Annotated in this window: 20 protein-coding genes, 1 pseudogene and 1 riboswitch; of the genes and pseudogenes, 5 read left to right on the top strand and 16 right to left on the bottom strand. The window is 72.5% G+C overall.

The annotated features are described in order from the left end of the window. Positions 1–58: 58 nt before the first annotated feature. Genes GKC29_RS16300 through GKC29_RS16285 form a run of 4 tightly spaced genes read left to right on the top strand, consistent with a single transcriptional unit; the run spans position 59 to position 5,581 of the window. Positions 59–1,228: an acetyl-CoA carboxylase biotin carboxylase subunit family protein gene (locus tag GKC29_RS16300; RefSeq protein ID WP_155331645.1), complete on the top strand. Its 1,170-nt coding sequence runs from the start codon at positions 59–61 to the stop codon at positions 1,226–1,228. Then, positions 1,225–2,844, top strand: a complete 1,620-nt coding sequence (locus tag GKC29_RS16295; RefSeq protein WP_155331644.1) for an IucA/IucC family protein — start codon at positions 1,225–1,227, stop codon at positions 2,842–2,844. The genes GKC29_RS16300 and GKC29_RS16295 overlap by 4 nt, the downstream gene beginning before the upstream one ends. Beyond that, positions 2,841–4,439, top strand: a complete 1,599-nt coding sequence (locus GKC29_RS16290) for an IucA/IucC family siderophore biosynthesis protein (RefSeq protein WP_155331643.1) — start codon at positions 2,841–2,843, stop codon at positions 4,437–4,439. The genes GKC29_RS16295 and GKC29_RS16290 overlap by 4 nt, the downstream gene beginning before the upstream one ends. Then, entirely contained in the window at positions 4,436–5,581 is a 1,146-nt protein-coding gene (locus GKC29_RS16285) for an alanine racemase (protein ID WP_155331642.1), read from the top strand. Before GKC29_RS16290 ends, GKC29_RS16285 begins: the two co-directional genes overlap by 4 nt. 26 nt (positions 5,582–5,607) lie before the next feature. On the opposite strand, the gene GKC29_RS16280 is transcribed toward GKC29_RS16285, so the two are convergent. The 9 genes from GKC29_RS16280 to GKC29_RS16240 all read right to left on the bottom strand — a co-directional run bounded on the left by GKC29_RS16280 (position 5,608) and on the right by GKC29_RS16240 (position 14,697). Continuing rightward, complete coding sequence (locus GKC29_RS16280; RefSeq protein ID WP_230688647.1) at positions 5,608–6,366, bottom strand: (2Fe-2S)-binding protein; 759 nt, start codon at positions 6,364–6,366, stop codon at positions 5,608–5,610. A 66-nt stretch (positions 6,367–6,432) separates the two neighbouring features. Beyond that, complete coding sequence (locus GKC29_RS16275) at positions 6,433–7,182, bottom strand: CbtA family protein (RefSeq protein ID WP_155331641.1); 750 nt, start codon at positions 7,180–7,182, stop codon at positions 6,433–6,435. A 17-nt stretch (positions 7,183–7,199) separates the two neighbouring features. Next, positions 7,200–7,418 (bottom strand): CbtB domain-containing protein, encoded by a 219-nt coding sequence (locus GKC29_RS16270; RefSeq protein WP_155331640.1) that lies wholly within the window; start codon positions 7,416–7,418, stop codon positions 7,200–7,202. Between the two features lie 31 nt (positions 7,419–7,449). Beyond that, positions 7,450–7,610, bottom strand: a riboswitch (cobalamin riboswitch). A 103-nt stretch (positions 7,611–7,713) separates the two neighbouring features. Beyond that, a complete protein-coding gene (locus GKC29_RS16265) occupies positions 7,714–8,451 on the bottom strand; it encodes a YqjF family protein (RefSeq protein WP_155331639.1) in 738 nt (245 codons plus the stop codon). Between the two features lie 88 nt (positions 8,452–8,539). Continuing rightward, positions 8,540–9,436 (bottom strand): bile acid:sodium symporter family protein, encoded by an 897-nt coding sequence (locus GKC29_RS16260; protein ID WP_155331638.1) that lies wholly within the window; start codon positions 9,434–9,436, stop codon positions 8,540–8,542. A gap of 153 nt (positions 9,437–9,589) precedes the next feature. Continuing rightward, positions 9,590–10,324: a DUF899 domain-containing protein gene (locus GKC29_RS16255; protein ID WP_155331637.1), complete on the bottom strand. Its 735-nt coding sequence runs from the start codon at positions 10,322–10,324 to the stop codon at positions 9,590–9,592. 100 nt (positions 10,325–10,424) lie between these two features. After that, on the bottom strand, positions 10,425–11,957 hold the full coding sequence (locus GKC29_RS16250; protein ID WP_155331636.1) for an amino acid permease: 1,533 nt from the start codon (positions 11,955–11,957) through the stop codon (positions 10,425–10,427). Positions 11,958–12,058: 101 nt separating this feature from the next. Continuing rightward, entirely contained in the window at positions 12,059–12,955 is an 897-nt protein-coding gene (locus tag GKC29_RS16245) for an IS982 family transposase (protein ID WP_155331462.1), read from the bottom strand. A gap of 77 nt (positions 12,956–13,032) precedes the next feature. Beyond that, positions 13,033–14,697 carry a BCCT family transporter gene (locus GKC29_RS16240; protein ID WP_230688646.1) on the bottom strand — a complete coding sequence of 555 codons (1,665 nt, stop codon included), beginning with the start codon at positions 14,695–14,697 and terminating at the stop codon, positions 13,033–13,035. Positions 14,698–15,045: 348 nt separating this feature from the next. Here GKC29_RS16240 and GKC29_RS16235 point away from each other — a divergent pair. Continuing rightward, positions 15,046–15,974 (top strand): annotated as a pseudogene (locus GKC29_RS16235) (DUF817 domain-containing protein). Positions 15,975–16,023: 49 nt separating this feature from the next. On the opposite strand, the gene GKC29_RS16230 reads toward GKC29_RS16235, so the two are convergent. From GKC29_RS16230 to GKC29_RS16200, 7 genes are read right to left on the bottom strand one after another with little or no spacing between them, the layout of a single operon-like run. After that, entirely contained in the window at positions 16,024–17,259 is a 1,236-nt protein-coding gene (locus tag GKC29_RS16230; RefSeq protein ID WP_155331634.1) for an acyl-CoA dehydrogenase family protein, read from the bottom strand. Further along, the gene (locus tag GKC29_RS16225) at positions 17,259–18,287 is read right to left on the bottom strand and encodes a phosphotransferase family protein (protein WP_155331633.1); all 1,029 of its coding nucleotides are present in this window, start codon (positions 18,285–18,287) and stop codon (positions 17,259–17,261) included. The genes GKC29_RS16230 and GKC29_RS16225 overlap by 1 nt, the downstream gene beginning before the upstream one ends. Further along, positions 18,284–18,736: a MaoC family dehydratase gene (locus tag GKC29_RS16220; RefSeq protein WP_155331632.1), complete on the bottom strand. Its 453-nt coding sequence runs from the start codon at positions 18,734–18,736 to the stop codon at positions 18,284–18,286. Before GKC29_RS16220 ends, GKC29_RS16225 begins: the two co-directional genes overlap by 4 nt. A 16-nt stretch (positions 18,737–18,752) precedes the next feature. Beyond that, positions 18,753–19,508 carry a 3-oxoacyl-ACP reductase FabG gene (gene fabG, locus GKC29_RS16215; RefSeq protein WP_155331631.1) on the bottom strand — a complete coding sequence of 252 codons (756 nt, stop codon included), beginning with the start codon at positions 19,506–19,508 and terminating at the stop codon, positions 18,753–18,755. Between the two features lie 44 nt (positions 19,509–19,552). After that, entirely contained in the window at positions 19,553–20,536 is a 984-nt protein-coding gene (locus GKC29_RS16210; RefSeq protein ID WP_155331630.1) for an NADPH:quinone oxidoreductase family protein, read from the bottom strand. After that, positions 20,536–21,315 (bottom strand): SDR family oxidoreductase, encoded by a 780-nt coding sequence (locus GKC29_RS16205; protein WP_155331629.1) that lies wholly within the window; start codon positions 21,313–21,315, stop codon positions 20,536–20,538. The genes GKC29_RS16210 and GKC29_RS16205 overlap by 1 nt, the downstream gene beginning before the upstream one ends. Further along, positions 21,315–22,097 (bottom strand): SDR family oxidoreductase, encoded by a 783-nt coding sequence (locus GKC29_RS16200; protein ID WP_155331628.1) that lies wholly within the window; start codon positions 22,095–22,097, stop codon positions 21,315–21,317. The genes GKC29_RS16205 and GKC29_RS16200 overlap by 1 nt, the downstream gene beginning before the upstream one ends. Between the last annotated feature and the right edge of the window lie 79 nt (positions 22,098–22,176).

Here is a 22,176-nt window from a genome sequence, read left to right as displayed (position 1 = left end):
CAGGAACATTAGGGTAGGCTGCCCTAACCAGCATGATCGGCCAGTCGACGGAGGCGGGATGCGGCTGTACCTCACCGCGCTCAACCCCACCGACGCCGTCCTGGAAGGATTCCTCCCGGCGGCCGCCTCACTCGGACTGCCGGTCACCGTGCTGACCGACCGGCCCGAGCAGTGGCCCGCCGGCACACCGGTTGCCCGGTGCGCCGTCCGCGACGCGGCCGCCGTCGTCACGGCGGCGGTCCGACCCGCGGCGCTGCTGTCCAACAGCGATCACCTCCAGGAACCGACCGCGATCGCCGCCCGCAAGCTCGGCCTGCCCGGCAAGGACCCCGACGCCGCCCGGCTCTGCAAGGACAAGGCCGCGGCCCGCCGGGCTGTCGCCGCCGCCGGGCTCGACCTGGTCCGCGCCGTCGCCGTCGACCCCGGCACGGCACCCGACGTGCCGGAGGCGATGTTCCCCGCCGTGGTCAAGCCCCGCGACGGCGTCGCGAGCGAGGACGCCTATCTGGTGACCGACCCCGGCGAGCTGGCCGCGCGGATCGACGGGATCCGCCGCCGCCGGCCCGAGGTCGCGCTGGTGGTCGAGGAGTACCTGGCCGGTGAGCTGCGGACGTACGACACCCTCGGCGACGCCGCCGGCCTCGCCGTCCTCGGCGGGTGGCACACCGGCCTCGGCCCGCCACCGACGTTCACCGAGACGACCCTCGACTGGTCTCCCCCGGCGGAACGGGACGACGTCGAGCTACGGGCCCGGCTCGACGTGCTCGGCGTACGCTTCGGCGCCTGCCACACCGAGTACGTCGTCCAGGACGGCCGGGTGCGGCTGATCGAGGTGAACTACCGCCTGATCGGCGACCGGATGGACCTGATCCTCGCCGAACTGCTCGGCGTGCCGCTGTTCGAACACGTCATCCGGCTGCACCTCGGTGAGCCGCTGACCGCCCTCGACCTGCCCGTACCGGCCGCGGTCGCCCGGCACGCCCGCGTCGAGTACGTCTGCGCCGACCGGTCCGGCCGGCTCACCGCCGCTCCCGGCCGGCTGGACACCGTCCGGGACGGCGTCCGGCTGGCCTGCCGGCCCCTGCGCGAAGTGGGCCGGGCCGCCGACCGCACCGGCACCAACCGCGACTACCTCGCGGCGCTGCACGCCATCGGCCCCGACCGGGAGACCGTCCGGACCGCGCTGGCCGCGCTCCGACGCGGCCTGCGGTGGACGATCGTCGCATGACCGACGACAGTGAACGGCAGGTTTTCCGTCGGGTGCTCGACGCCCTGCTGCGCGAGGACCACCTCGGCCTGTCCAGCCGCGGCCGACCGGACGGCCCCGGCTGGTGGGCGGTGCGGCACCCGGCCGGGCTGCTGCGCATCCCGGTCCGCGCGGACGGTTTCCAGCAGGCCCTCCGCAGCGCCGCGCCCGTGCTGCACGTCCTCGCCGAGGGGACCGTCCGCGACGTGGACACCGTGGACGGTCTCCTGGCACTGCTCGCCCCGCCCGACGACCCGGAGGCCGAATCCGGCTGGGAGGCGTTCACCGTCGAGTGCCGGGCCGACCTCGCGGCCCGCCGGCTCGCCGCCGGGGCCCGGCGGCGGGTGCTCGCCGCCGTCGCGGCCGAACGCGCGGCAACCCCCGCCGGCATGCCGGCGGCGCTGCTCGACGACGTGCTCGCCGCGTACGCCGGCCATCCGGTCTACCCCACCGACCGCTGCCGGCACGGGCTCGGTGACGAAGAACTACACCGCTACGCCCCCGAACACGCACCCCGCTTCACCCTGCGCTGGTACGCCGCCCGCGCCGGGGCGGTGCGGCTCACCGGCGACCTGCCCGACTGGTGGCCGCCGGCGCGGCGGCCCGACCGGGTGCTGATGCCGGTGCACCCGCTCACCGCGGAACGCTACCGGCTGCCGGCGACCGACCGGCCGGCGATCACCGTACGGCCCACCCTCTCCATGCGGACCGTGGCGCTCGCGCAGGACCCGTACACCCATCTGAAGCTGCCGCTGCCGACCGCGACCCTCGGCGCGCGGAACCGACGGACCCTGCATCCCGACACTCTCGCCGACGGCGCGGCGGTCGCCGGGCTGCTCGACCGGATCGCCGGCGCGGAACCGGCCTTCGCCGGCCGGATCCGGCACGCCGACGAGGGCACCTACGGTGCCGCGGGCGGCGACGAGCGGCTCAGCTTCCTGCTCCGCCGCTTCCCGCGCGACCTGGCCGGGGTCCGGGTGGTGCCGGTCGCGGCCCTCGCCGCGCCCGATCCGCAGGCGGGCACCGTGCTCGAACGGCTCGGCGAGCCGGTGGCAGTCGTGGAGTCCTACCTGGACCTGCTGCTCGACTGGCACGTGTGCCTCTGGCTACGGTACGGGGTGGCCCTCGAGGCCCACCCGCAGAACATTCACCTGCTGGTGCATCCGGACGGGACGGTCGGCCTGCTCTACAAGGACAACGACGGCGCGCGGCTGGACCCGCGCCATCGCGGGCCCGACGGACCACCGCTGCGGGACGGGCGGATGTGGGCACGCGATCCGCAGGAGCTGGCCGACGTGTTCATCACCATCACCCTGCACCTGGCCGCGGCGGCACCCCTGCTCGCCCTCGCCGCGCGCGGGCTGCCCGTACCGTCGCCGGCCGCCGCGCTGGCACCGAGGCTGGCGGCGGCCCGCGACCGCTGGGGCGACGGGCCGGCGGCACGGTTCTTCACCGAGCGGGTGTTACGCGCCGCCCGACTTCCGGTCAAGGCGATGCTCACCGCCGGCACCCTGTTACCGAAGCAGCGGCTCGGCTGCGCCGACGTCAACAAGTACTACCGGCGTACCGGCCCGAACTACCTGCGGGAGACGCCATGACGGACACGGTGTCGCGACCTGGGCAGTGCCTCGACACCGACCGGCGCGCCGACCTGGCCGCCGCCCACGCCGTCCTCGGCTGCCTGGTACGCGAGATCGCCCTGCCCGACGGCGACGTGACCGTGGGCGGGGGCACGGTGGTGCTGCGGCTACGGAACTCCGACGCGACGCTGCGCTGCGCCACCGCCCGGGTGTCACCGCTCGGCGCGCACCGCTACGCCGGCCCGGTGCAGCTGCGGCTCGGCGGCGACCGGTGGACGGACGTGGACGCGGGCCGGCTGGCCGGGCTGGTCGCCGCGGAACTCACCGCCCGCACCGGCCGGACGAACGACGAGTTCGTCCGGCAGGTGCGGGCCAGCCGGGACGCGGTGACCCGGCTGCTGGCCGATCGACCGGACCGGGATCCCACCCCCACCGGGGAGCCCGCCGTCGACGCGTACGTGGAATCCGAACAGTCGCTGCTCTTCGGCCACCCGTACCATCCCGCCCCCAAGTGGCGCAGCGGCGACCCGGACAGCTGGCGGGCGTACGCGCCGGAGCTTCGCTCCGCGTTCCGGCTGCACTGGCTCGCGGTGCCGGACGACCTGGTCGCGGGCGCCGGGCCGTTCGATGCGCTGCTGGCGGGCCTCGACCCCCCGCGCCCGCCGGCCGGGCACCGGGTGCTGCCCGTACATCCCTGGCAGCTGGCGCTGGTTCCGCCGGCACATCCCCGGGTCCGCCGGCTGGGCCCGGCCGGCGTCCCGGTACGCCCGACGGCGAGCGTCCGCACCCTCTACGCCCCCGAGGCCGACCTGTTCGTCAAGGCCAGCCTGCACGTGCGGATCACCAACTGCCTGCGCAAGAACGCGCGGTACGAACTCACCGGAGCGGTCGCCCTGACCGAGCTGCTGTCCCGCCTGCCCATGCCGCCCGGGGTCGCGCTGCTCGCCGAGCCCGCCTACCGCACGGTCGACGCTCCGGACGCCGACGAGGCGTACGGCACGATCCTGCGCACCGGCCTGCGCCCCCACCTGGAGCCGGGGGACACCCCGTTGCTGGCGGCGGCGCTGGCCGCCACGCCGCTCCCGGTGGCGGACCCGGTGACCTGGTGGCGGGCGTACGTCGGGCTGCTGGTGCCGGCGGTGCTGCGCAGCTGGCTCCGGCACGGAGTCGTGCACGAGGCGCACCTGCAGAACGTGGTCGCGGTGCTCGACGCCGAACGCCGCCCGGTGCGGATGCTGCTGCGCGACCTGGAGGGGGTCAAGCTGGACACGAGCCGGTGGGCCGGCTGGCCCGCCGGCGTCCCGTCGCAGGCCGCGTACGGGCCCCGGGACGCCCGCCGCCGCGTCGTCTACTGCCTGTTCGTCAACCACCTGGCCGGGATCTGCGGCGCGCTCGCCGACGCGCGGCCGGGCATCGAGCCGCTGCTGTGGCGGGAGGTCGGTGCGGTGGTCGAGGCGGTGGCCGCCGACCTCGGCGATCCTCCCGAACTGCGTGCGCTGCTGCGCGGCGAGCCACTGGTGGCCAAGGCGAACCTCCTGGTCCGGTGGCGGCGCGACGCCGACCGTGCCGCGCCGTTCGTGCCGGTGCCGAACCCGTTCGGTGGACCGCGGTGACCCGGCCGGTGTACGTGCACGACCTCGACGGGCTGGCCGCGCACGTCCGGTCCGTCCGGGCCGCCCTGCCGCGCCGGGTCGAGCTGCTGTACGCCGTCAAGGCGAACCCGGACCCGGGTGTGCTGCGGACCCTCGCTCCGGTCGTCGACGGGTTCGAGACGGCCAGCCGCGGCGAGCTGCGGCGGATGGCCGAGGTGCTGCCCGGACGGGTGCCGGCCGCGTACGCCGGGCCCGGCAAGACCGACGAGGACCTCGCCGCCGCCCTGGCCGCCGGGGTGGACCGCGTCCACGTCGAGTCGCCGGCCGAGCTGCGCCGCCTCGGCGCGCTGGCCGCCGCGGCGGGCACGTCCGCCCGGGTGCTGCTCCGGGTGAACCTCCCGGTGGCCGCCCCCGGGGCGAGCCTGGTCATGGGCGGCGGGCCCAGCCCGTTCGGGATGGACCCGGCCGACGCGGTGGAGTGCGTCCGCCGTCCGCCCACCGGCGTCGAGGTGCGGGGCGTCCACGCCCACCTGGCCAGCGGGCTGGACGCCGCGCTCGCCGGGGCGGTCGCCGCCGCCGTGGTCCGCTGGTCGGTCGCCGAGGTGGGGGCCGCGGAGGTCGACGTGGGCGGCGGCATGGCCGTCGACTACGCCGACCCGGCGGCACGGTTCGACTGGGTGGGCTACGGCCGGGCGCTGGCGGACGTCCTCGACGCACACCCGCGGCTGCGGCTGCGCGTCGAGCCGGGGCGGTCGGTGACCGCCTACTGCGGGGCGTACCTCGCCGAGGTGGTCGACGTGAAGCGCTCGCACGGCGAGTGGTTCGTGGTGGTGGAGGGCGGCACGCACCACCTGCGCACGCCCGCGGCGAAGGGGCATCCGCAACCGTTCACGGTGCACCGTCGGCGGGACGCCGACGGTGCCCGCACCGACGGCGGGCCGGTCACCGTGGTCGGGCAGCTCTGCACCCCCAGGGACGTCCTGTCCCGGTCGACCACGGCGGGGCCGATCGGTGTGGGGGACGTGCTGGTCTTCGCCATGGCCGGGGCGTACGCCTGGAACATCAGCCACCGGGACTTCCTGCTGCACGAGCCGCCGGAGTTCCGGACCGGCGACCCGCACCGGGTGGCCGCCGAGTGGGCCGCCCGACCGTCCCGGTCCTGACCGGGCCGCCGGTGAGCCTCAGCGGCTCACGCCGGCGGCTTCGCCGGCCCGGCCAGTACCGACCGCCAGTGCCGCCACCGCTGCGCCGGGGACGTCAACACGCAGTCACCGCACGTTCCGCCGCCCGGAATGCGGTAGTAGAGGCAGCAGTTTCGCCGCACCAGGAACCACCGGACCCGGTTCGGATCCGGCCGGACCAGGGTGCCGGTGCCGGCAAGCGGCGGCAGCTCCAGCGCCCCCGCCAGGACCGCGCCGGCCCGCTCGGCGTGCGCCGGCGCGGCATCGGCGAGCACCCCGGCAGCGCCCGCCAGGGCGGAGGCGACGTTGCCCCACAGGACCTGCGGTGACAGTCGGAACCGGGCTCGGAATGCGTCCAGCAGCAGCCGCACCGGGCCCTGCGCCGCGGTCTCGACCAGCGCCGCCGAGACCGAACGATCGTTCAGGTCACCGGTGGGCAGCACGTCGAGCGGGCCGTGCGCGAGCGGCCAGGGCCCGGCTGTGGGTGGACGCCACCAGAGGTCTTCCGAGCCCGCGAGCGGCAGGGCACCACCCACGACAGCCGCCCCGAGCGGCGGGGACACCAGCCGCGCCGCCAGGCCCAGGAAGGTGACCGACGCGACGACGCGCACCGGTACGGCGTCCGCCGGCAGATCGCACCGCGTACGCAGCGTGGTGGCCGCCGCGTCCACCCGCTCGGCGAGGACGTCGCCGTCGAGCAGCTCGGTCAGTGGCCGCCAGCCCGCCCGGTCGGACCACGGGGACCAGGCGAAGAAGGGGCCCAGCACGGAGGCCGCCGCCAGCGCCTGCCGGGCGTCGCGTGGTTCGGACGGCGGTCGCGGCGGCGCTGCCACCTACCGGCCGGCGGCCACGGGCACCGGCTGCCGCGACAGGCGTGCGCCCCGCTCGGCCATCAGGCCGAAGACCAGACCGAGCGTCGTCCACACGACGAGTTGGGTGCCCAGCGACGCCAGCCGGAAGTTCCAGAGAAGGATCGGCGAGAAGCCTTCCGGGACCTCCTCGATCGAGGGCAGCAGCGCCAGCGCGAGCCCGACGACCAGGACGAACGCGCCGGCTCCGACGAGGCCCGCGTTCCAGGTGCCGAGCCGGGCGACCTGCGCTCGGCCGAGGTATCCGCCGAGCGCCACCCCGGCGAGCGCGATCACCATCATCAGGAAGAACAGCGAGGTGCGTCGACCGATGGTGTCGGGGTCGCCGGTCGCCGGCGGGTTGGCCGGGTACTTGAGCCACGGCACCAGCGCGACCACCACGAACCCGGTGAGCGCGACCAGCACCGCGGTCGCCCGCGGGCCGAACCGACCGATCCGCCCGTAGGCGGCGGCGAACACCATCGCGAAGATCCCGCCGAGGGCGACGGCGTAGATGAGCGACGCGGTGAGCAGGCCGACGGTGCTCTGCACCGTCCGGCTGATGCCCTCCGGCTCGCCGGCCACGGCCGGCTCCGGTGCGGCGTTGGCCTCCTCGAATGCGATCGCCTGGTCGATCGGACCTTCACCGACGAAGTAGGCGAACACGAATGCCAGGAGTCCGGCGGCGAGGCCGGCGAGCATGCCGCGGACGAGCAGGGCGCGGGGTGACAGCATGGTTTCGGACCCGCCCGTCAGTGGCAGGGGAAGCCGAGCAGGTGACGGCCGTCGTGCACGAACTCATGCACGTTCGCACCGCTGACCACCTGGAAGACACCCTGCTCGGTACCGACGAAGTAGAGCAGCACGAGGGCCAGCACCGTGCCGAAGAGCAGCCACGGCTGCAGCTCACGCCACGGAATGGCGACGGGCGGGGTGACCGGGCGGGGCAGGGCGGAAGACGGGCTGGACACGGGCAACCTCCTCGGGATCACGCGTCCCACAACGGGTTCCAGTGACGGTGGCGGGTCTGACTTCCGCGTCACCCCTTGCCTACCGGGTGGACGCGGTCACAGTGGCGCGACCGTGCCGGAATTGCACCGGCTTCCGCACACATCGTCGCCCCGGACGCTACGGTCGGCGACGCCACAATGTCAACTGTGGCCTCGCCGACCGCCGAGGGCACGACCCCACTCCCCCGCCGAGCTGGCCGCTCTCCTCGCCCACGCGGAGCCGACGGCCGGCGCCGACCCGGCGGGGCCGTGACGGTCAGCTCCGCAGGCCGACCGGTGGGCCGAACCGGACCGGGACACCCGGCGAGTAGAGCACGCTGACCGGATGCGCCGTCGGCGGCGGAAGCCCGGCGGCGGTGACCAGCTCGTCGTCCAGATGCAGCAGCTCGGCCCGGTGCAACGGCCAGCGGGGGTGCCAGTTCGGCAGGTGCAGGGTGCGGCCCCACGCCCGGGTGTGCAGACCCCACCGGGCGGTGACGAAGTGCTCCAGCGGGGTCGGGTCGACGACCCGCTCGCCCACCCGGACCGCCATCCGGCTCGTCGTGCCGGCCGGACCGGGCCAGCGGCGCCGGAGCCGGTACGTGAGACGGTCACCATCGCGGTCCAGGCGCATCGCCGACCAGAGGTACGGCAGCCGCAGTGTCGCCCGGGCGACCAGCACCGGAACCAACCGGGACGCGTCGAGCGAGCGGAACACCACAGCACGCCGGCCGGTGTCGTCGACCGAGTACAGCCGCACGTTGGTCTCCCAGAAGGTGCCGAAGTACGGCACCCCCGGCCCTCGGCCCAGGCCCAGCCCCACCATGCGGAAGCCGATCAGACCGACGTAGGTCGAACCGTCCATCATGTCCGGTCGGGTGCCGGGCGGCAGCAGGGGCGCCACCAGATCCGGTGCGACCGCCCAGTGCAGGAAGGTGAGATCGTCCCAGCGCTGCCGCAGGATCGCTCGCGGAAACGCCTGCTCGGGCGCGCAGTCGACCGGCTCGATGTGCACACGTCCATCCTGCCCTGGGTGGGCGCCGCCGGGACGTACCGTGCCGGCCGGCTCCACCGCGAGGCGGCGGGACCGGTTGCCGGCTGGATCACGCCGCCGTGGTTCGTTGCCGGTGGGTGGCGTCGGCGTGGGGACGGCGGGCGGCGACGAATCCGAAGACGGCGGCGGTGAAGAACATCACGGTGCCGTAGATGGCCGGCGGCATGGCGATGTCGTTGTTGCCGAGCAGGGCCGGGCTCAGCGCGATCGTGATGGCCAGGGTCGCGTTGTGGATGCCGATCTCGAACGAGGACGCGACGGCTTCCCGGTACCCGACGCCGGACAGGCGCGGCGCCGCGTACCCGATGGCCAGGCTGACCAGGTTGAACAGCAGGGCGACGAGGCCGACGGCGCCGACGGTGGCGGCGAGCTCGTCCTTGATGCCGATCACCGCGCCGGTGAGCACCACGACGAGGACCACGATGGAGAGAATCTTCACGGGGCGCTGCATGCGCGCGGCGAAGTCGGGACGGTGCCGGCGGACGGCCATCCCGATCGAGATCGGGATGAGGACCAGCGCGAACACCTGGAAGACCTTGTCGAACTGGAGGCCGATCGAGCTGTCCGAGCCGATGAACGCGGCCACGGACAGGTTGACGATCAGGGGCAGGGTGAACAGCGCGAGCACCGAGTTGACGGCGGTCAGGGTGACGTTGAGCGCGACGTTGCCCTTGAACAGGTGACTGTAGAGGCTGGCCGTGCTGCCGCCGGGCGAGGCGGCGAGCAGCATCATCCCGACCGCCAGCTCCGCGCGCAGGCCGGCGGCGACCACCAGGCCCAGGCAGATGACCGGCAGGACCAGCATCTGGCAGACCAGGGAGACGAGGACGGCCCGGGGGTAGGTCACGACGCGACGGAAGTCGTCCACGGTGAGGGTGAGCCCGAGACCGAGCATGACGATGCCCAGGGCGACGGGGAACAGCACGATCGACAAGCCGGTACTCATGGCGGTGGCCTCCTGATCGCGGTAGGCGAACGACCCCCGGATCGTCACACCGGGGCGGCGCGACCGTCATCTCGTGATGTGCGCACTCCGCGACGCCCGCCCGGGCCGGCGGCCCCGGCCCGGCCGGTTGGCCGGGCCGGGGCCGGCGTGCCGTCAGTGGCAGTGCCCGGCGTTCGCGGTGACCCCCTCGTACCGGTCGTGGTGGGGGAACTCGTTGACGTACCGCTGCCGGCCCAGCGGCGTCAGGTCCAGGTAGTGGTAGGTGGTGAGCACCGCGTCGAGACCGCGGCCGTACGTCGAGTAGGTATGCAGGACCCGGTCGTCCGCGTCGGCGACGAAGACGCTCAGCCCGTGCGCCTCGCCGTGCAGGTGGTGCGCCAGCCCCTCCCGCTCCAGGGTCGCGCGGTCCTTGTAGTTGTACGCCACCGGCGCCACCGCCTCGTCGAGGGTGACGTGGAAGTCGTAGTTGAAGTCGCTGCCGTGGGACGAGTACCAGGGGAAGGTCCAGCCCATGCGGGCCTTGAACGGAGCGATGGACGACAGCGGCGCGCGGGAGACGGCGACGAACGTGGTGTCACCGGCGTGCAGGTGCGCGAGGTGGCCCAGGTTGTCGACCAGGAACGAGCAGCTCGTGCACCCCTCGCTCCAGCTCGGGTCGAACATGAAGTGGTAGACGACGAGCTGCCGTCTTCCCTCGAACATGTCGCGGAGCCGTACCGGCCCGTCCGGTCCCGCGAACCGGTAGTCCTTCTCGACGACGACGGCCGGCATCCGGCGACGCAGCGCGGTCACCTCGTCCCGCAGCCGGGTGAGGTGCTTCTCCCGGTCGAGCAGCTCCGTGCGGACGGCCAGCCACTCCTCCTGCGACACGACCTTCAGATCATCCATGTGCGGCACACCCTTCCGATCCAGGGAGAGTCACCATCACAGCACGGTCGGTGAAGGTCCGGGAATGCGCGGTCGTGCGGTGTCGATGGCTGCGCCCGGCCTACCGCGGCGGGGGTGACGCGGAGCCGAACCCCGTGTCGAGGTCCGGCCGGCCGGGCATCGGCGGGCCGTCCTGCGCACCGCGGGCGAGCCGGCTGTTGCGGCGGCTGTACAGGAAGTAGACGAACAGTCCCAGGACCATCCAGGCGACGAAGCGCAGCCAGGTCTCCACGGTGAGGAACAGCATCAGCACGACGCAGGCGACGATCGCGAGGACCGGTATCACCGGCCCCCAGGGCACGCGGAAGCCGCGCGGCAGGTCCGGGCGGGTACGGCGCAGCAGGATGACCGCCGCGGCGACGAGAACGAACGCGAACAGGGTGCCGATGTTGACCAGCTCGGCGAGTTCCTCCAGCGGGACGAACCCGGCGAGCACGGCCACCAGGAGGCCCACGATGACGGTGATGCGGTGCGGGGTGCCGTAGCGCGGATGCACCCGGCTCAACCAGCGCGGCAGCAACCCGTCCCGGCTCATGGCGAACGCGACCCGGCTCTGACCCAGCATAAGGATCATGACCACGGTGGTCAGTCCGGCGAGAGCGCCCAAGGTGATCAGGTTGGCGAAGAAGGGCTGGCCGACCGCCTGGAACGCCGCGGCCAGCGGTGCCGCCGTGTCCAGCTCGGCGTAGTTCTGCATGCCCACCACCACCAGCGAGACGGCGACGTAGAGCGCGGTGCAGATCGCCAGCGAACCGAGGATTCCGCGGGGCAGGTCACGCTGCGGCACCCGGGTCTCCTCCGCCGCGGTGGCCACGATGTCGAAGCCGATGAACGCGAAGAACACGAGTGCCGCCGCGGCGAAGATGCCGCTGACGCCGAAGTTGGCCGGCGCCTGCCCGAAGATGGCCTCCAGCAGGGTTGCCTCGGCGCCGGTTCCGCCCGCCGCCGGCTGGGCCGGCGGGACGAACGGCACGTAGTTGTCGCCCTTCAGGAAGAACAGCCCGGCGGCGATCACGAAGAGCACCACCGCCACCTTGATGGCGACCACCACGGCGTTCACCCGGGACGAGATCTTGATGCCGGCGACCAGGACCGCGGTGAGGAGCAGCACGATGAGCGTGGCGGGCAGGTTGAACACGCCGCCCTCGCCGCCGGTGACGGCGGCGGGCAGCGTCACCCCGAGCGTCTCCAGGAGCACCGCGAGGTACTGCGACCAGCCCACCGCCACCACGGCTCCGGCCAGCACGAACTCGAGGATGAGGTCCCAGCCGATGATCCACGCGACCAGTTCGCCGAGCGCCGCGTACGAGTAGGTGTAGGCGCTGCCCGCGACCGGGACCGTGGACGCGAACTCCGCGTAGCACAGCGCCGCCAGCGCGCAGGCGACACCGGCCAGGACGAACGACAGCGCCACCGCCGGTCCGGCGGACCGGTTGGCGGCCACGCCGGTGAGCACGAAGATGCCCGTACCGATGATCACGCCGACGCCGAAGACGGTGAGGTCCAGTGCCGACAGCTCCTTGCGGAGCTGGTGCTCCGGCTGCTCGGTGTCCCGGATCGACTGCTCGACCGATTTCCTGCGCAAGAGGCTCACGACCCGACCACCTCACCGTTCCAGAGCGACTGACGACTGCCCACCGGCTAACGACTGACCCGGGAAACTGGAAACTAACTAGACGAGTGATTCCGAATGGATCAGTGGTCGTACGCGGTCAGGGAGCGTTTGACGTCGGCGTTTATGCGCCAGTTGTGCCAGATCGCGGCGGTCATGGCCAGGAGCCGTTGGGCGACGCGGGCGTACACCCCGGCCGGTGTACGCCCGCCGTGTCCTTCCAGGTTGAGCTGGCCTTTCAGGGTCTGGTTGACCGACTCGATCCACTGCCGGACCCCGGCGAGGTTGCCGAAACGGCGCCGTTCGTCCTTGCGGTCCGGCCTGGCCAGTAGCACCTCGACCTGCTCGGCGCAGTAGCGTTCGATCGCCCTGCCAGCCAGGCCCTTGTCGGCCAGCACGACCATGCCCGGTGCCAGAGCGCCCAGTTCGCGTGCGTAGTCGAGCAGGTCCTCGGCGATCTCGCGTTCGCCGATCTTCGGGTCGGCCAGGCACCACGCCAGCGGGAGCCCTTCGGCGGTGGTCAACAGGTACAGCTTCAGGCCCCAGTACCAGCGCGAGTGCGACGCGCAGTAGCCGTAGCCGGCGATCTCGGCCAGCGCGGAGCGCTGCACGGTGGACCGAGAGGTGCCGCACGGCACCGGGGTGGCGTCCAGCAGTCGCAGCTGGTCGCCGATGGTGGGGCACAGCCCGGCCAGGTACATCGTGGTTCGGCAGATCAGCGGCGCGGCGGCCTTGACCCGCTTGTGGTAGCCGGGCTGTTTGGGCAGGTAGGGAAACAGATGCCCGAGACGGCCGTAGCAGATCCGCAGCCAGTGGTGCTCGGAGCGGGCGCCCAGCAGCACCTGAGCCACGGCCAGGCAGACCAGTTCGGCCTCGGAAAGTCGCTTCGGCCGGCCCGGGCCTTTGCGGCCGGGCGGGATGACGTGGTCGTCGATAAGCACGTACAGTGCGGTCAAGAGGGTGTCGAGGTCTGTCTTCACAAACGACCATCGATGCCCTCTCTACTTGCGCTGGTCAACCTGCCACGCCGCTCAACCCAGAGTTGGGAATCACTCGTCTAGACCTCGACCCCGGGGATGCGGTGACCCGGCTGCGAACCGTTGGTGGGTTCTGTGGTCGCCGGCGGCACGATTGCGGCGGCCAAGGCGCGGATCTCCGGGGCCATCGTCGCGGCGGCCGGTTCGCGGCGCAGTTCGCGCAGCAGCCCGGCGACCATGCCGACCATCACGAACAGGAACGGCAGTGCGGCGAGGATGGTCAGCGACTGCAGGGCGGACAGCCCGCCGGCGAGCAGCAGCACCGCGGCCACCAGCCCGGTGAGGACGCCCCACAGGGCGACCAACCAACTCTTCGGCTCGATGGTGCCGCGGGACGAGAGGGTGCCCATCACGACCGACGCGGCGTCGGCGCCGCTGACGAAGAAGAGCGCCACCAGCACCATCACCAGGATGGCGGTGACGGTGAAGAGCGGGAACTCGCGCAGGACCGCGAAGAGCGCGGCCTCCGGGCTCTCCGCCACCGCGGCTGACAGGTCGGTGCCGCCGAGCTGCAGGTCGATGGCGGTCCCGCCGAACACCGAGAACCAGACGAAGCTGACCAGGCTCGGGATGGCCACCACACCGAGCACGAACTGGCGGATGGTGCGGCCCCGGGAGATGCGGGCGATGAAGGCGCCGACGAACGGGGTCCAGGAGATCCACCAGGCCCAGTAGAAGATCGTCCAGCCCGCCATCCACTCCTCGCCGCCGAATGCTCCGGTGCGGAAGCTCATCGGGATGAGGTCGTACAGGTAGCCTCCGGTCGACGCGGTGAGCGTGTTGAGGACGAAGACCGTCGGGCCCACCACGAGCAGGAAGAACAGCAACGCCACCGCGAGCACCATGTTGGTGTTCGACAGGAACTGGATGCCGCGCTTAACGCCGGTGACGGCGGAGACGACGAACGCCACGGTGAGGACCGCGATGATGCCGATCGCCAGCGGAGTGGACTTCGGCACGTTCCAGAGGTTCGTCAGGCCGCTGTTGATCTGAAGGGCCCCGAGGCCGAGGGAGACCGCGGACCCGACCAGCGTCGCGAAGATCGCGAAGATGTCGATGGCCTTGCCCGCGCCCCGCTCGGCGCGCTCGCCGATGAGCGGGACGAAGGTGCTGCTGATCAGGCCCCGGCGACCCTTGCGGAACGTGAAGTAGGCGAGCGACAGGCCGACCACGGAGTAGATCGCCCACGGGTGCAGCGCCCAGTGGAAGAACGAGTACTCCATGGCCACGCGGGCGGCCTGCTGGGAGTTCGGTTCGGTGAGACCCCGCGGCGGCGTACCCAGGTGAGACAGTGGTTCGGCGGCGCCCCAGAACATGAGTCCGATGCCCATGCCCGCGCTGAACATCATCGCCACCCAGGAGACGGTGGAGAACTCGGGCTTCTCGTCGTCCCGGCCGAGCTTGACGCGGCCGTACCGGCTCAGCGCCAGCCAGACCGACAGCACCACGAAGGCGGCGCTGGCCAGCACGAAGACCCAGCCGAACGCCCTGACCACCCAGTCGAGCGCCGCGCTCGTCACCGACGCCAGGTTGTCGGTTGCGACGATGCCCCACAGGACGAAGAGCACGGTCACCGCAGCGGCGATGCCGAGCACCGTCCGGTCGACGTCCCGCTGGCCGCTCTCCGGCTGGGCCGCGTCGCCCGGCGGGATGTCGTTCTCACTCGCCGCACGTGTGGCAGGCACCGCCATGGTCTGTGGACCTCCTTGATGTTCGGTGACAAGGCGGCCACCACTCTCGGTGTCGATCTTTGAGCTGGACCTGCTATTCCATGACAGTTGCGTGACAGGGCTGGTGCGCAACCAGCACGAATCGGTCAGCCCGGCCGCGCGCGGTGACGGTTCACACTGCTGCCCCTCCGCGGAACGCGGTTACGCGTGGCGCCGCACAACAGCGAAACTGCGACTGTCCGTGGTCGGGGGGCGGGCCGTCCTGTGTTTCTGAGTCACCGCCGGGCGCCGTGGGGTGACGCGTCGGCACGACCGCACCCCGGCGGGGCCACCTGAGCTGCCGGGACGATAGCGTCGGGGGCGATGTCTACCCCGTCCGGACCGGCCAGCCTGACCAGGGCCGAACGTGCCATCGATGCCCGCTTCCGCGCGATCCTGGCGCGGCTGCCCCGGAACGGGCCGGCCGGCTGGCTGACCGAGTTCGCCGTCTTCGGGCTGAAGCAGGCCTGGGCGTGCGTGTTCGGTGCGGCGATGCTGGCGGTCATCCTCGCGGCGCACCTGTGGTACCCGGACGACGCGGCACTGGCCCGCAACGACGTCCTCACTCTCGCCGCGGTCGCCATCCAGGTCGCCATGGTGGCCGGACGCCTGGAGACCCTGCGCGAACTGCGGGTGGTGGTTCTGTTCCACGTCGTCGGCACGGTGATGGAACTGTTCAAGACCCACGTCGGCTCGTGGACCTACGAGCCGGACGGCGTGCTGCGGCTCGGTGGGGTGCCGCTGTTCAGCGGCTTCATGTACGCCGCCGTCGGCTCCTACATGGTCCGGGTCAACCGGCTGTTCGACCTGCGTTTCGTGCGCTACCCGAGGCGCTGGTGACAGCTGTCGTGGCGGCGGCCATCTATGCCAACTTCTTCACCAACCACTACCTCCACGACATCCGATGGCTGCTCATCGCCGCCGTCGCGCTGGTGTTCGGGCGGTGTGTCATGCAGTTCCGCATCTTCCGGTTCCGCTGGCGCATGCCGCTGCTGCTGGCCTTCCTCCTCGTCGCCTTCTTCATCTGGCTCGCGGAGAACATCGCCACCTGGTCGAACGCGTGGCTCTACCCGAGCCAGGTGGGCGGTTGGCAGCCGGTTTCGGCGGCGAAGCTCGCGTCGTGGTTCCTCCTCATGATCATCTCGGTGGTGCTGGTCACCTGGATCGCACCGCCACAGCCGCCCGACGACGGGCAACCGGCAGCGGCGGACGCCGACGCGGCTCAGCCCGCCCCCGTCCTACCGACAGGCTGAGCCGGTCGGCGGGCGTACCGCCGCCGACCGGCCGGCGGACGGTCACCGGTCAGGTGTGGCCGTTCCGCCTCGCCGCCGCCTGGCGGCGCAGTTCGTGGCGCGCCAGGGCGTTCCTGTGCACCTCGTCGGGTCCGTCGGCGAAGCGCAGCGTGCGAATGCCGGCGTACGCGGCCGCCAGCGGGAAATCCTGCGAGAGGCCGGCGGCACCGTGCACCTGGATGGCCTTGTCGAGAATCCACTGGACCGTCCCCGGAGTGGCGATCTTGATGGCCTGGATCTCGGTGTGGGCACCCTTGTTGCCGACGGTGTCCATCAGCCAGGCCGTCTTGAGCACGAGCAGGCGCAGCTGCTCGATCCGCACCCGGGACTCGGCGATCCACTCCCGGATCACCCCCTGCTCGGCCAGGGGCCGGCCGAACGCGGTCCGCTGCTCGGCGCGGGCACACATCAGCTCGACGGCCTGCTCGGCGAGGCCGATGGAGCGCATGCAGTGGTGGATGCGGCCGGGGCCGAGCCGGGCCTGGGCGATCGCGAACCCGTCGCCCTCGGCACCGATCAGGTTCTCCACCGGCACCCGGACGTCGTGGAACTCCAGCTCGGCGTGCCCGCCGTGGTCGTGGTCGTCGTACCCCAGCACCGCCATGCCCCGCTTGATCTCCAGGCCGGGCGTGTCCCGCGGGACCAGCACCATGGACTGCTGACGGTGCCGCTCGCCGCTCGGGTCGGTCTTGCCCATCACGATGAAGATCCGGGCGTTGGGGTTCATCGCGCCGGTGATCCACCACTTGCGTCCGTTGATCACGTACTGGTCGCCGTCCCGCTCGATGCGGGTGGAGATGTTCGTGGCGTCCGAGGACGCCACGTCCGGCTCGGTCATCGCGAACGACGACCGGATCTCACCGTTCAGCAGAGGCTCCAGCCACTGCTTGCGCTGCTGCTCGGTGCCGAACATCGCCAGCACCTCCATGTTGCCGGTGTCCGGTGCGGCGCAGTTGAGGGCGGCGGGCCCGAGCGGGCTACGCCCGGTGATCTCCGCCAGCGGGGCGTACTGCAGGTTGGTCAGCCCGGCCCCGTGCTCGCCCGGCAGGAAGAGGTTCCACAGCCCGCGCTCCCTCGCGGCGGCGCGCAGCTCCGCGAGTACCGGCGCCGAATCCCAGGCCCACCGGTCGTCGAGCTGCCCGAGCTGTTCGCGGAAGATCGGCTCGGCGGGGCGGATGTGGCTGGCCATGAAGTCCAGGAGGTTGTCGCGCAGCCCTTCGGTCCTGGGGTCCAGGTTGAAGTCCATCAGTGCTCCTTCAGGTAGGTCAGGCCGGCGTCGAGCAGTACCTCGGTGACCTCGCCGAGGCGCTCGAAGCCGGTGCCGACGGTCTGCCCGCGCAGGTGGCGGTAGTGGATGCCCTCGCAGATCGCGGCGAGCTTGAAGGCCGCCAGGCCGAGGTGGAAGCCGAGTGGTGGGAGGGGGTCGGTGCTGCGGGTGGCGTACCGGTCGAGTATCTCGTCCTCGGTGAGGAAGCCGGGCGCGCAGGAGGCGTCGGCCATCGCCTCGCCGACGAGTCGGCCGACCCGCTGGTAGAGCACCAGCAGGGCCAGGTCGGTCAGCGGGTCGCCGAGGGTGGCCATCTCCCAGTCGATGACCGCGGCGATGCGGTCGTGATCGTCGGTGAGGACGTTGTCGAGGCGGTAGTCGCCGTGGACGATGCCCGGCGCCGACGCGCTCGGCACGGCGGACGTCAGGCGGGCGTGCAGCTCGTCGGCGGCCGGCAGGTCGCGGCAGTACGACGCGTCGAGCTGTCTCCTCCAGCGGCTCACCTGCCGGGCGAGGAAGCCCTCCGGCCGGCCGAAGTCGGCCAGCCCCACGGCCGCCGGGTCGACCGCGTGCAGGGCGACGAGGGTGTCGACGAGGCGGGTCGAGACCACCCGGGTGCGTTCCGCGCCGAGCCGTTCCAGTTCGGCAGCGTGCCGGTACGCCGTACCGGCGACCCGTTCCATCACGTAGAACGGCCTACCCAGCACGTCGACGTCCGAGCAGAGCCCGTAGGTCGCCGGCACCGGCACGTCGGTGGCCCGCAGCGCCGACATGACCCGGTACTCGCGGGCCATGTCGTGCGCCGTGGACAGCACGTGACCCAGTGGCGGCCGCCGGACGATCCAGGTCGTCCGTCCGTCCCCGACCTCGTAGGTGAGGTTGGACTTCCCACCGGCGATCAGCCGCGCGGTCAGGCCGCCGCCCGCCCCGGGCACCGACGCGGCGAACCAGTCCGCGAGCCGGGCCAGGTCCAGGCCCGGTGGTTCCTGTGGTGGGGTACGGGTCACGGGACCAGGATGCTGACGGTCTCGACCACGCAGGCGGGCTTGTCGGCGCCGGCCAGCTCGACCGTCACCTTCGCGGTCAGCTGGTAACCGCCGCCGCCGGGCACCAGCGACAGCAGTTCTACGCCGGCACGCACCGACGAGTCGACGGGGACCGGAGCGGGGAAGCGGAGCTTGTTGGCGCCGTAGTTGACCCCCATGCTCACCCCCTCGACCTTGTACACCTGCCAGACCAGCATCGGCACCAGCGACAGGGTGAGGTAGCCGTGGGCGATGGTGCCGCCGAACGGGCTGCGGGCCGCCTTGACGGGGTCGACGTGGATCCACTGGCGGTCACCGGTCGCCTCGGCGAAGGCGTCGATCTGCTGCTGGCTGACGGTGTGCCAGGCGGAGTAGCCGAGGTGCGTGCCGACGGCCCGCTCGAGTTCCTCGATGCCCTGGAAGACCTTCATCGTCACTCCCTCCCGCTCAGGCCTTCGGCCCGCCGGCGACGTACAGCACCTGACCGGAGACGAAACCCGCGCCCTCGCTGACGAGGAACGACACGGCGTGCGCGATGTCCTCGGGCGTGCCGGTGCGGGCGACCGGGATCTGCGCCGCGGCGCCCTTCTTGAAGTCGTCGAACGGCACGCCGAGCCGCGCCGCGGTCGCGGCGGTCATCTCCGTCTCGATGAAGCCGGGGGCGATCGCGTTGACGGTGACACCGAACTTCCCGAGTTCCAGGGCGAGGGTCTTGGTGAAGCCCTGCAGCCCGGCCTTGGCGGCCGCGTAGTTGGCCTGCCCGCGGTTGCCCAGCGCGGACGTGCTGGACAGGTTGACGATCCGCCCCCAGCCGGCCCTGGTCAGGTAGCCCTGGACGGCGCGGGTGACGAGGAACGAGCCACGCAGGTGCACGTTCATGACCGCGTCCCAGTCGTCGGCGGTCATCTTGAACAGCAGATTGTCCCGGGTGATGCCGGCGTTGTTGACCAGGACGGCGGGCTCCCCCAACTCCTCGGCGATCCGGTCCACGGCCGCCCCCACGGCCTGCTCGTCGGCGACGTCGGCGCCGACGGCCAGGGCCCGGCCGCCGCCGGCCTCGATCTGCTCGACGACCGGCTTGCACGCCGCTTCGTCCAGGTCCACCACGGCGACGGCGAAGCCGTCCCGCGCGAGCCGCTTCGCGACGCCGGCACCGATGCCACGGGCCGCTCCGGTGACGACGGCGGTACGGGTGATGGTCATGGGTCAACTCCTCACTGGGTGGGGGATGTGGCAGGGAAGGACGGTCACGAGACGTACACCACCCGGCCGACCGTGACGCCGTCGGCGAGCCGCTGGATCCCCTCGGCCGCGCCGGCGAGCGGGAGGCGCTCGCTGACCAGTGGCCGTACGGCGCCCTGGTCGGCCAGCGCGGTGAGGGCCCGATGGCATTCGCCGACCGCCGCCGGGTCGTAGCGGTGGTAGAGGCCCCAGTGCAGGCCGACGATGGAGTAGTTCTTCACCAGGGCGTGGTTGAGTGCGGCGGACTGGATCCGGCCACCGGCGAAGCCGACCACGAGGATCCGCCCCTCGAACGCGACGCACTTGGTCGACCGCTGGTAGGTCTCGCCACCGACCGGGTCGTACACGACGTCGGCGCCCCGGCCACCGGTCTCGGCCCTGACCACCTCGACGAAGTCCTCGTCGTGACGGTCCACGACCACGTCGGCGCCGAGCGCGCGGGCGACCGCCGCCTTCTCCGGACCGCCCACGACGCCGATCACCCGGGCACCGGCCGCCCTGCCGAGCTGGACGGCGGCGCTGCCGACTCCGCCGGCCGCCGCGTGGACCAGCAGCGTCTCGCCCGCGCGCAGGCCTGCCCGGCGGTGCAGGCCGAACCAGCCGGTCTGGTACCCGATGTAGAGCGAAGCCGCCTCGGCGTCGTCGAGCGCGGCGGGCGCGGGAAACGTCGTCGCCGCGTCCAGCACCGCGAGTTCCGCGAACCCGCCGGACGGCAGCGCCGCGCCGCCGAGCACCCGGTCGCCGACGGTGAATCCGTCCACCCCCTCGCCGAGAGCGACGACCTCGCCGCACAGCTCGACGCCGGGGGTGAACGGGAGCTGCGGCTTGACCTGGTACTCGCCGCGGCACATGAGGACGTCCGGGAAGTTCGCCGGACAGGCCCGCACCTTCACCACGAGCTGGCCGGGACCCGGCTCCGGGTCGGCCACGTCGTCGAGCCGCAGCACGTCCCGGGGCTCGCCGAGCGCGGCCACCCGCCATGCCTTCATCACAGCGCCCCCTGGTCCTCGAACTGTCGCTGGATCCGGTTCATGCCGTTGAGCCACCGGTCGGTGTCGGTGGCGCGGTGCACGTAGTAGTCGGCCACCCGGGGATGCGGCAGGACGAGGAACCGGTCGTGGTGGAGGGCCCGCCACGTCGCCTCGGCCACGTCCTCCGGGGAGAGCGCCCCGTCGTGGCTGAGCATCTCCTGCAGCGGCCCGGCGTTCTCGAACATCCGGGTGCGCACGCCCTGCGGGCAGATGGCCTGCACCACGATCCCCCGGTGCCGGTACGTGGCCGACAGCCACTCGGCGAACGCCACGCAGGCGTGCTTGCTGACCGAGTACGCCGGATTCCCGATCGCCGTGAGCAGCCCGGCCGCGGACGCGGTCACGACGAACCGGCCCGAACCACGCGACACCCAGGTGGGCATCAGCAGCCGCGCGGCCCGCACGTGCGCCATCACGTTCACCTCGTGGCTGGCGGCCCACTCCTCCTCGCCGGCCCCGAGCCCCCGGCCCCGCTCGATCCCGGCGTTCCCGAACCACATGTCGATGCCGCCGAGGTGGTCGCGTGCCGCCTCGACCAGCGCGGCGACGCCCTGCTCGCCGGCGGCGTCGCCCGGAGCGGCGTGACCGCCGATCTCGTCGGCCACCTGGACGGCCGCGTCGGCGTCGAGGTCGTTCACCACGACCCGCGCTCCCTCGGCCGCGAGTCGGACGGCCAGGGCCCGGCCGATGCCGTGGCCGGCGCCGGTGACGACGACGCCCTGGTCCCGTACCGGCATCAGACACCTCCGGTCAGGGTGAGGCCACCGTCGAGGACCAGCAGCTGGCCGGTGATCCAGGCGGCGTCCTCCGACAGCAGGAACGCGACGGCGCCGGCGACGTCCTCGGCGACACCGAGCCGCTTCAGCGGGTACGCGGCCGCCACCTGTTCCTCCCGCCCCTCGTAGAGGGCGGTGGCGAACCTCGTCTTGACGACGGCCGGGGCGACGGCGTTCACCCGGACGTCCGGGGCGAGCTCCACGGCGAGCTGTTGGGTGAGGTGGGTGAGCATCGCCTTGGTGGCGCCGTAGAACCCGATGCCCGGCGCGGGACGGACACCGGCCACCGAGGAGACGTTGACGACGGCGCCGCCGTGCCCCTTCATCCAGACCCGGTGGACCTGCTGCACCCACGACAGGGCGGCCAGGCAGTTCACCTCGAAGACCTTGCGGGCCGCCGCGGGGTCCAGTTCGACCATCGGGCCGTACGCCGGGTTGATGCCGGTGTTGTTGACCAGCAGGTCGGCGCTGCCGAAGGTGTCGACGGCAAGGGCCACGACCTCGGCCTGGTGGTCGGTGTCGTCCGCGTGGCCGGCGACGGCGAGGGCGTGCTCGGGGCCCAGCCGGGCGACCGCCTCGTCGAGCGCCTCCCGCTTGCGGGCGGTGAGGACGACCTTGGCGCCGTCGGCGACCAGCCGCTCGGCGATGGCCAGCCCGATGCCCCGGCTCGCGCCGGTGACGATCGCGGTCCGTCCAGCGAACCTTGCGGGCGTCGGTGCTACTCCGTTGCGAGGTGTGGTCACGACACGGCTCCGAGGTTACTAAGCGCTTGCTTAGGATACATTTGATGGAGTGTGCGGCAGCGCCCCAGCCGCCGTCAAC

This window comes from Micromonospora sp. WMMC415 (assembly GCF_009707425.1).
GTDB lineage: Bacteria > Actinomycetota > Actinomycetes > Mycobacteriales > Micromonosporaceae > Micromonospora.
This window is presented reverse-complemented; position numbering and strand designations above follow the sequence as displayed.

What these genes read in the sequence shown, in the direction of transcription:
- GKC29_RS16300 (WP_155331645.1), top strand. Translation starts at nt 59, where the DNA reads ATGCGGCTGTACCTCACCGCGCTCAACCCCACCGACGCCGTCCTGGAA.
- GKC29_RS16295 (WP_155331644.1), top strand. Translation starts at nt 1,225, where the DNA reads ATGACCGACGACAGTGAACGGCAGGTTTTCCGTCGGGTGCTCGACGCC.
- GKC29_RS16290 (WP_155331643.1), top strand. Translation starts at nt 2,841, where the DNA reads ATGACGGACACGGTGTCGCGACCTGGGCAGTGCCTCGACACCGACCGG.
- GKC29_RS16275 (WP_155331641.1), bottom strand. Translation starts at nt 7,182, where the DNA reads ATGCTGTCACCCCGCGCCCTGCTCGTCCGCGGCATGCTCGCCGGCCTC.
- GKC29_RS16260 (WP_155331638.1), bottom strand. Translation starts at nt 9,436, where the DNA reads ATGAGTACCGGCTTGTCGATCGTGCTGTTCCCCGTCGCCCTGGGCATC.
- GKC29_RS16255 (WP_155331637.1), bottom strand. Translation starts at nt 10,324, where the DNA reads ATGGATGATCTGAAGGTCGTGTCGCAGGAGGAGTGGCTGGCCGTCCGC.
- GKC29_RS16230 (WP_155331634.1), bottom strand. Translation starts at nt 17,259, where the DNA reads ATGGACTTCAACCTGGACCCCAGGACCGAAGGGCTGCGCGACAACCTC.
- GKC29_RS16220 (WP_155331632.1), bottom strand. Translation starts at nt 18,736, where the DNA reads ATGAAGGTCTTCCAGGGCATCGAGGAACTCGAGCGGGCCGTCGGCACG.
- fabG (WP_155331631.1), bottom strand. Translation starts at nt 19,508, where the DNA reads ATGACCATCACCCGTACCGCCGTCGTCACCGGAGCGGCCCGTGGCATC.
- GKC29_RS16210 (WP_155331630.1), bottom strand. Translation starts at nt 20,536, where the DNA reads ATGAAGGCATGGCGGGTGGCCGCGCTCGGCGAGCCCCGGGACGTGCTG.
- GKC29_RS16205 (WP_155331629.1), bottom strand. Translation starts at nt 21,315, where the DNA reads ATGCCGGTACGGGACCAGGGCGTCGTCGTCACCGGCGCCGGCCACGGC.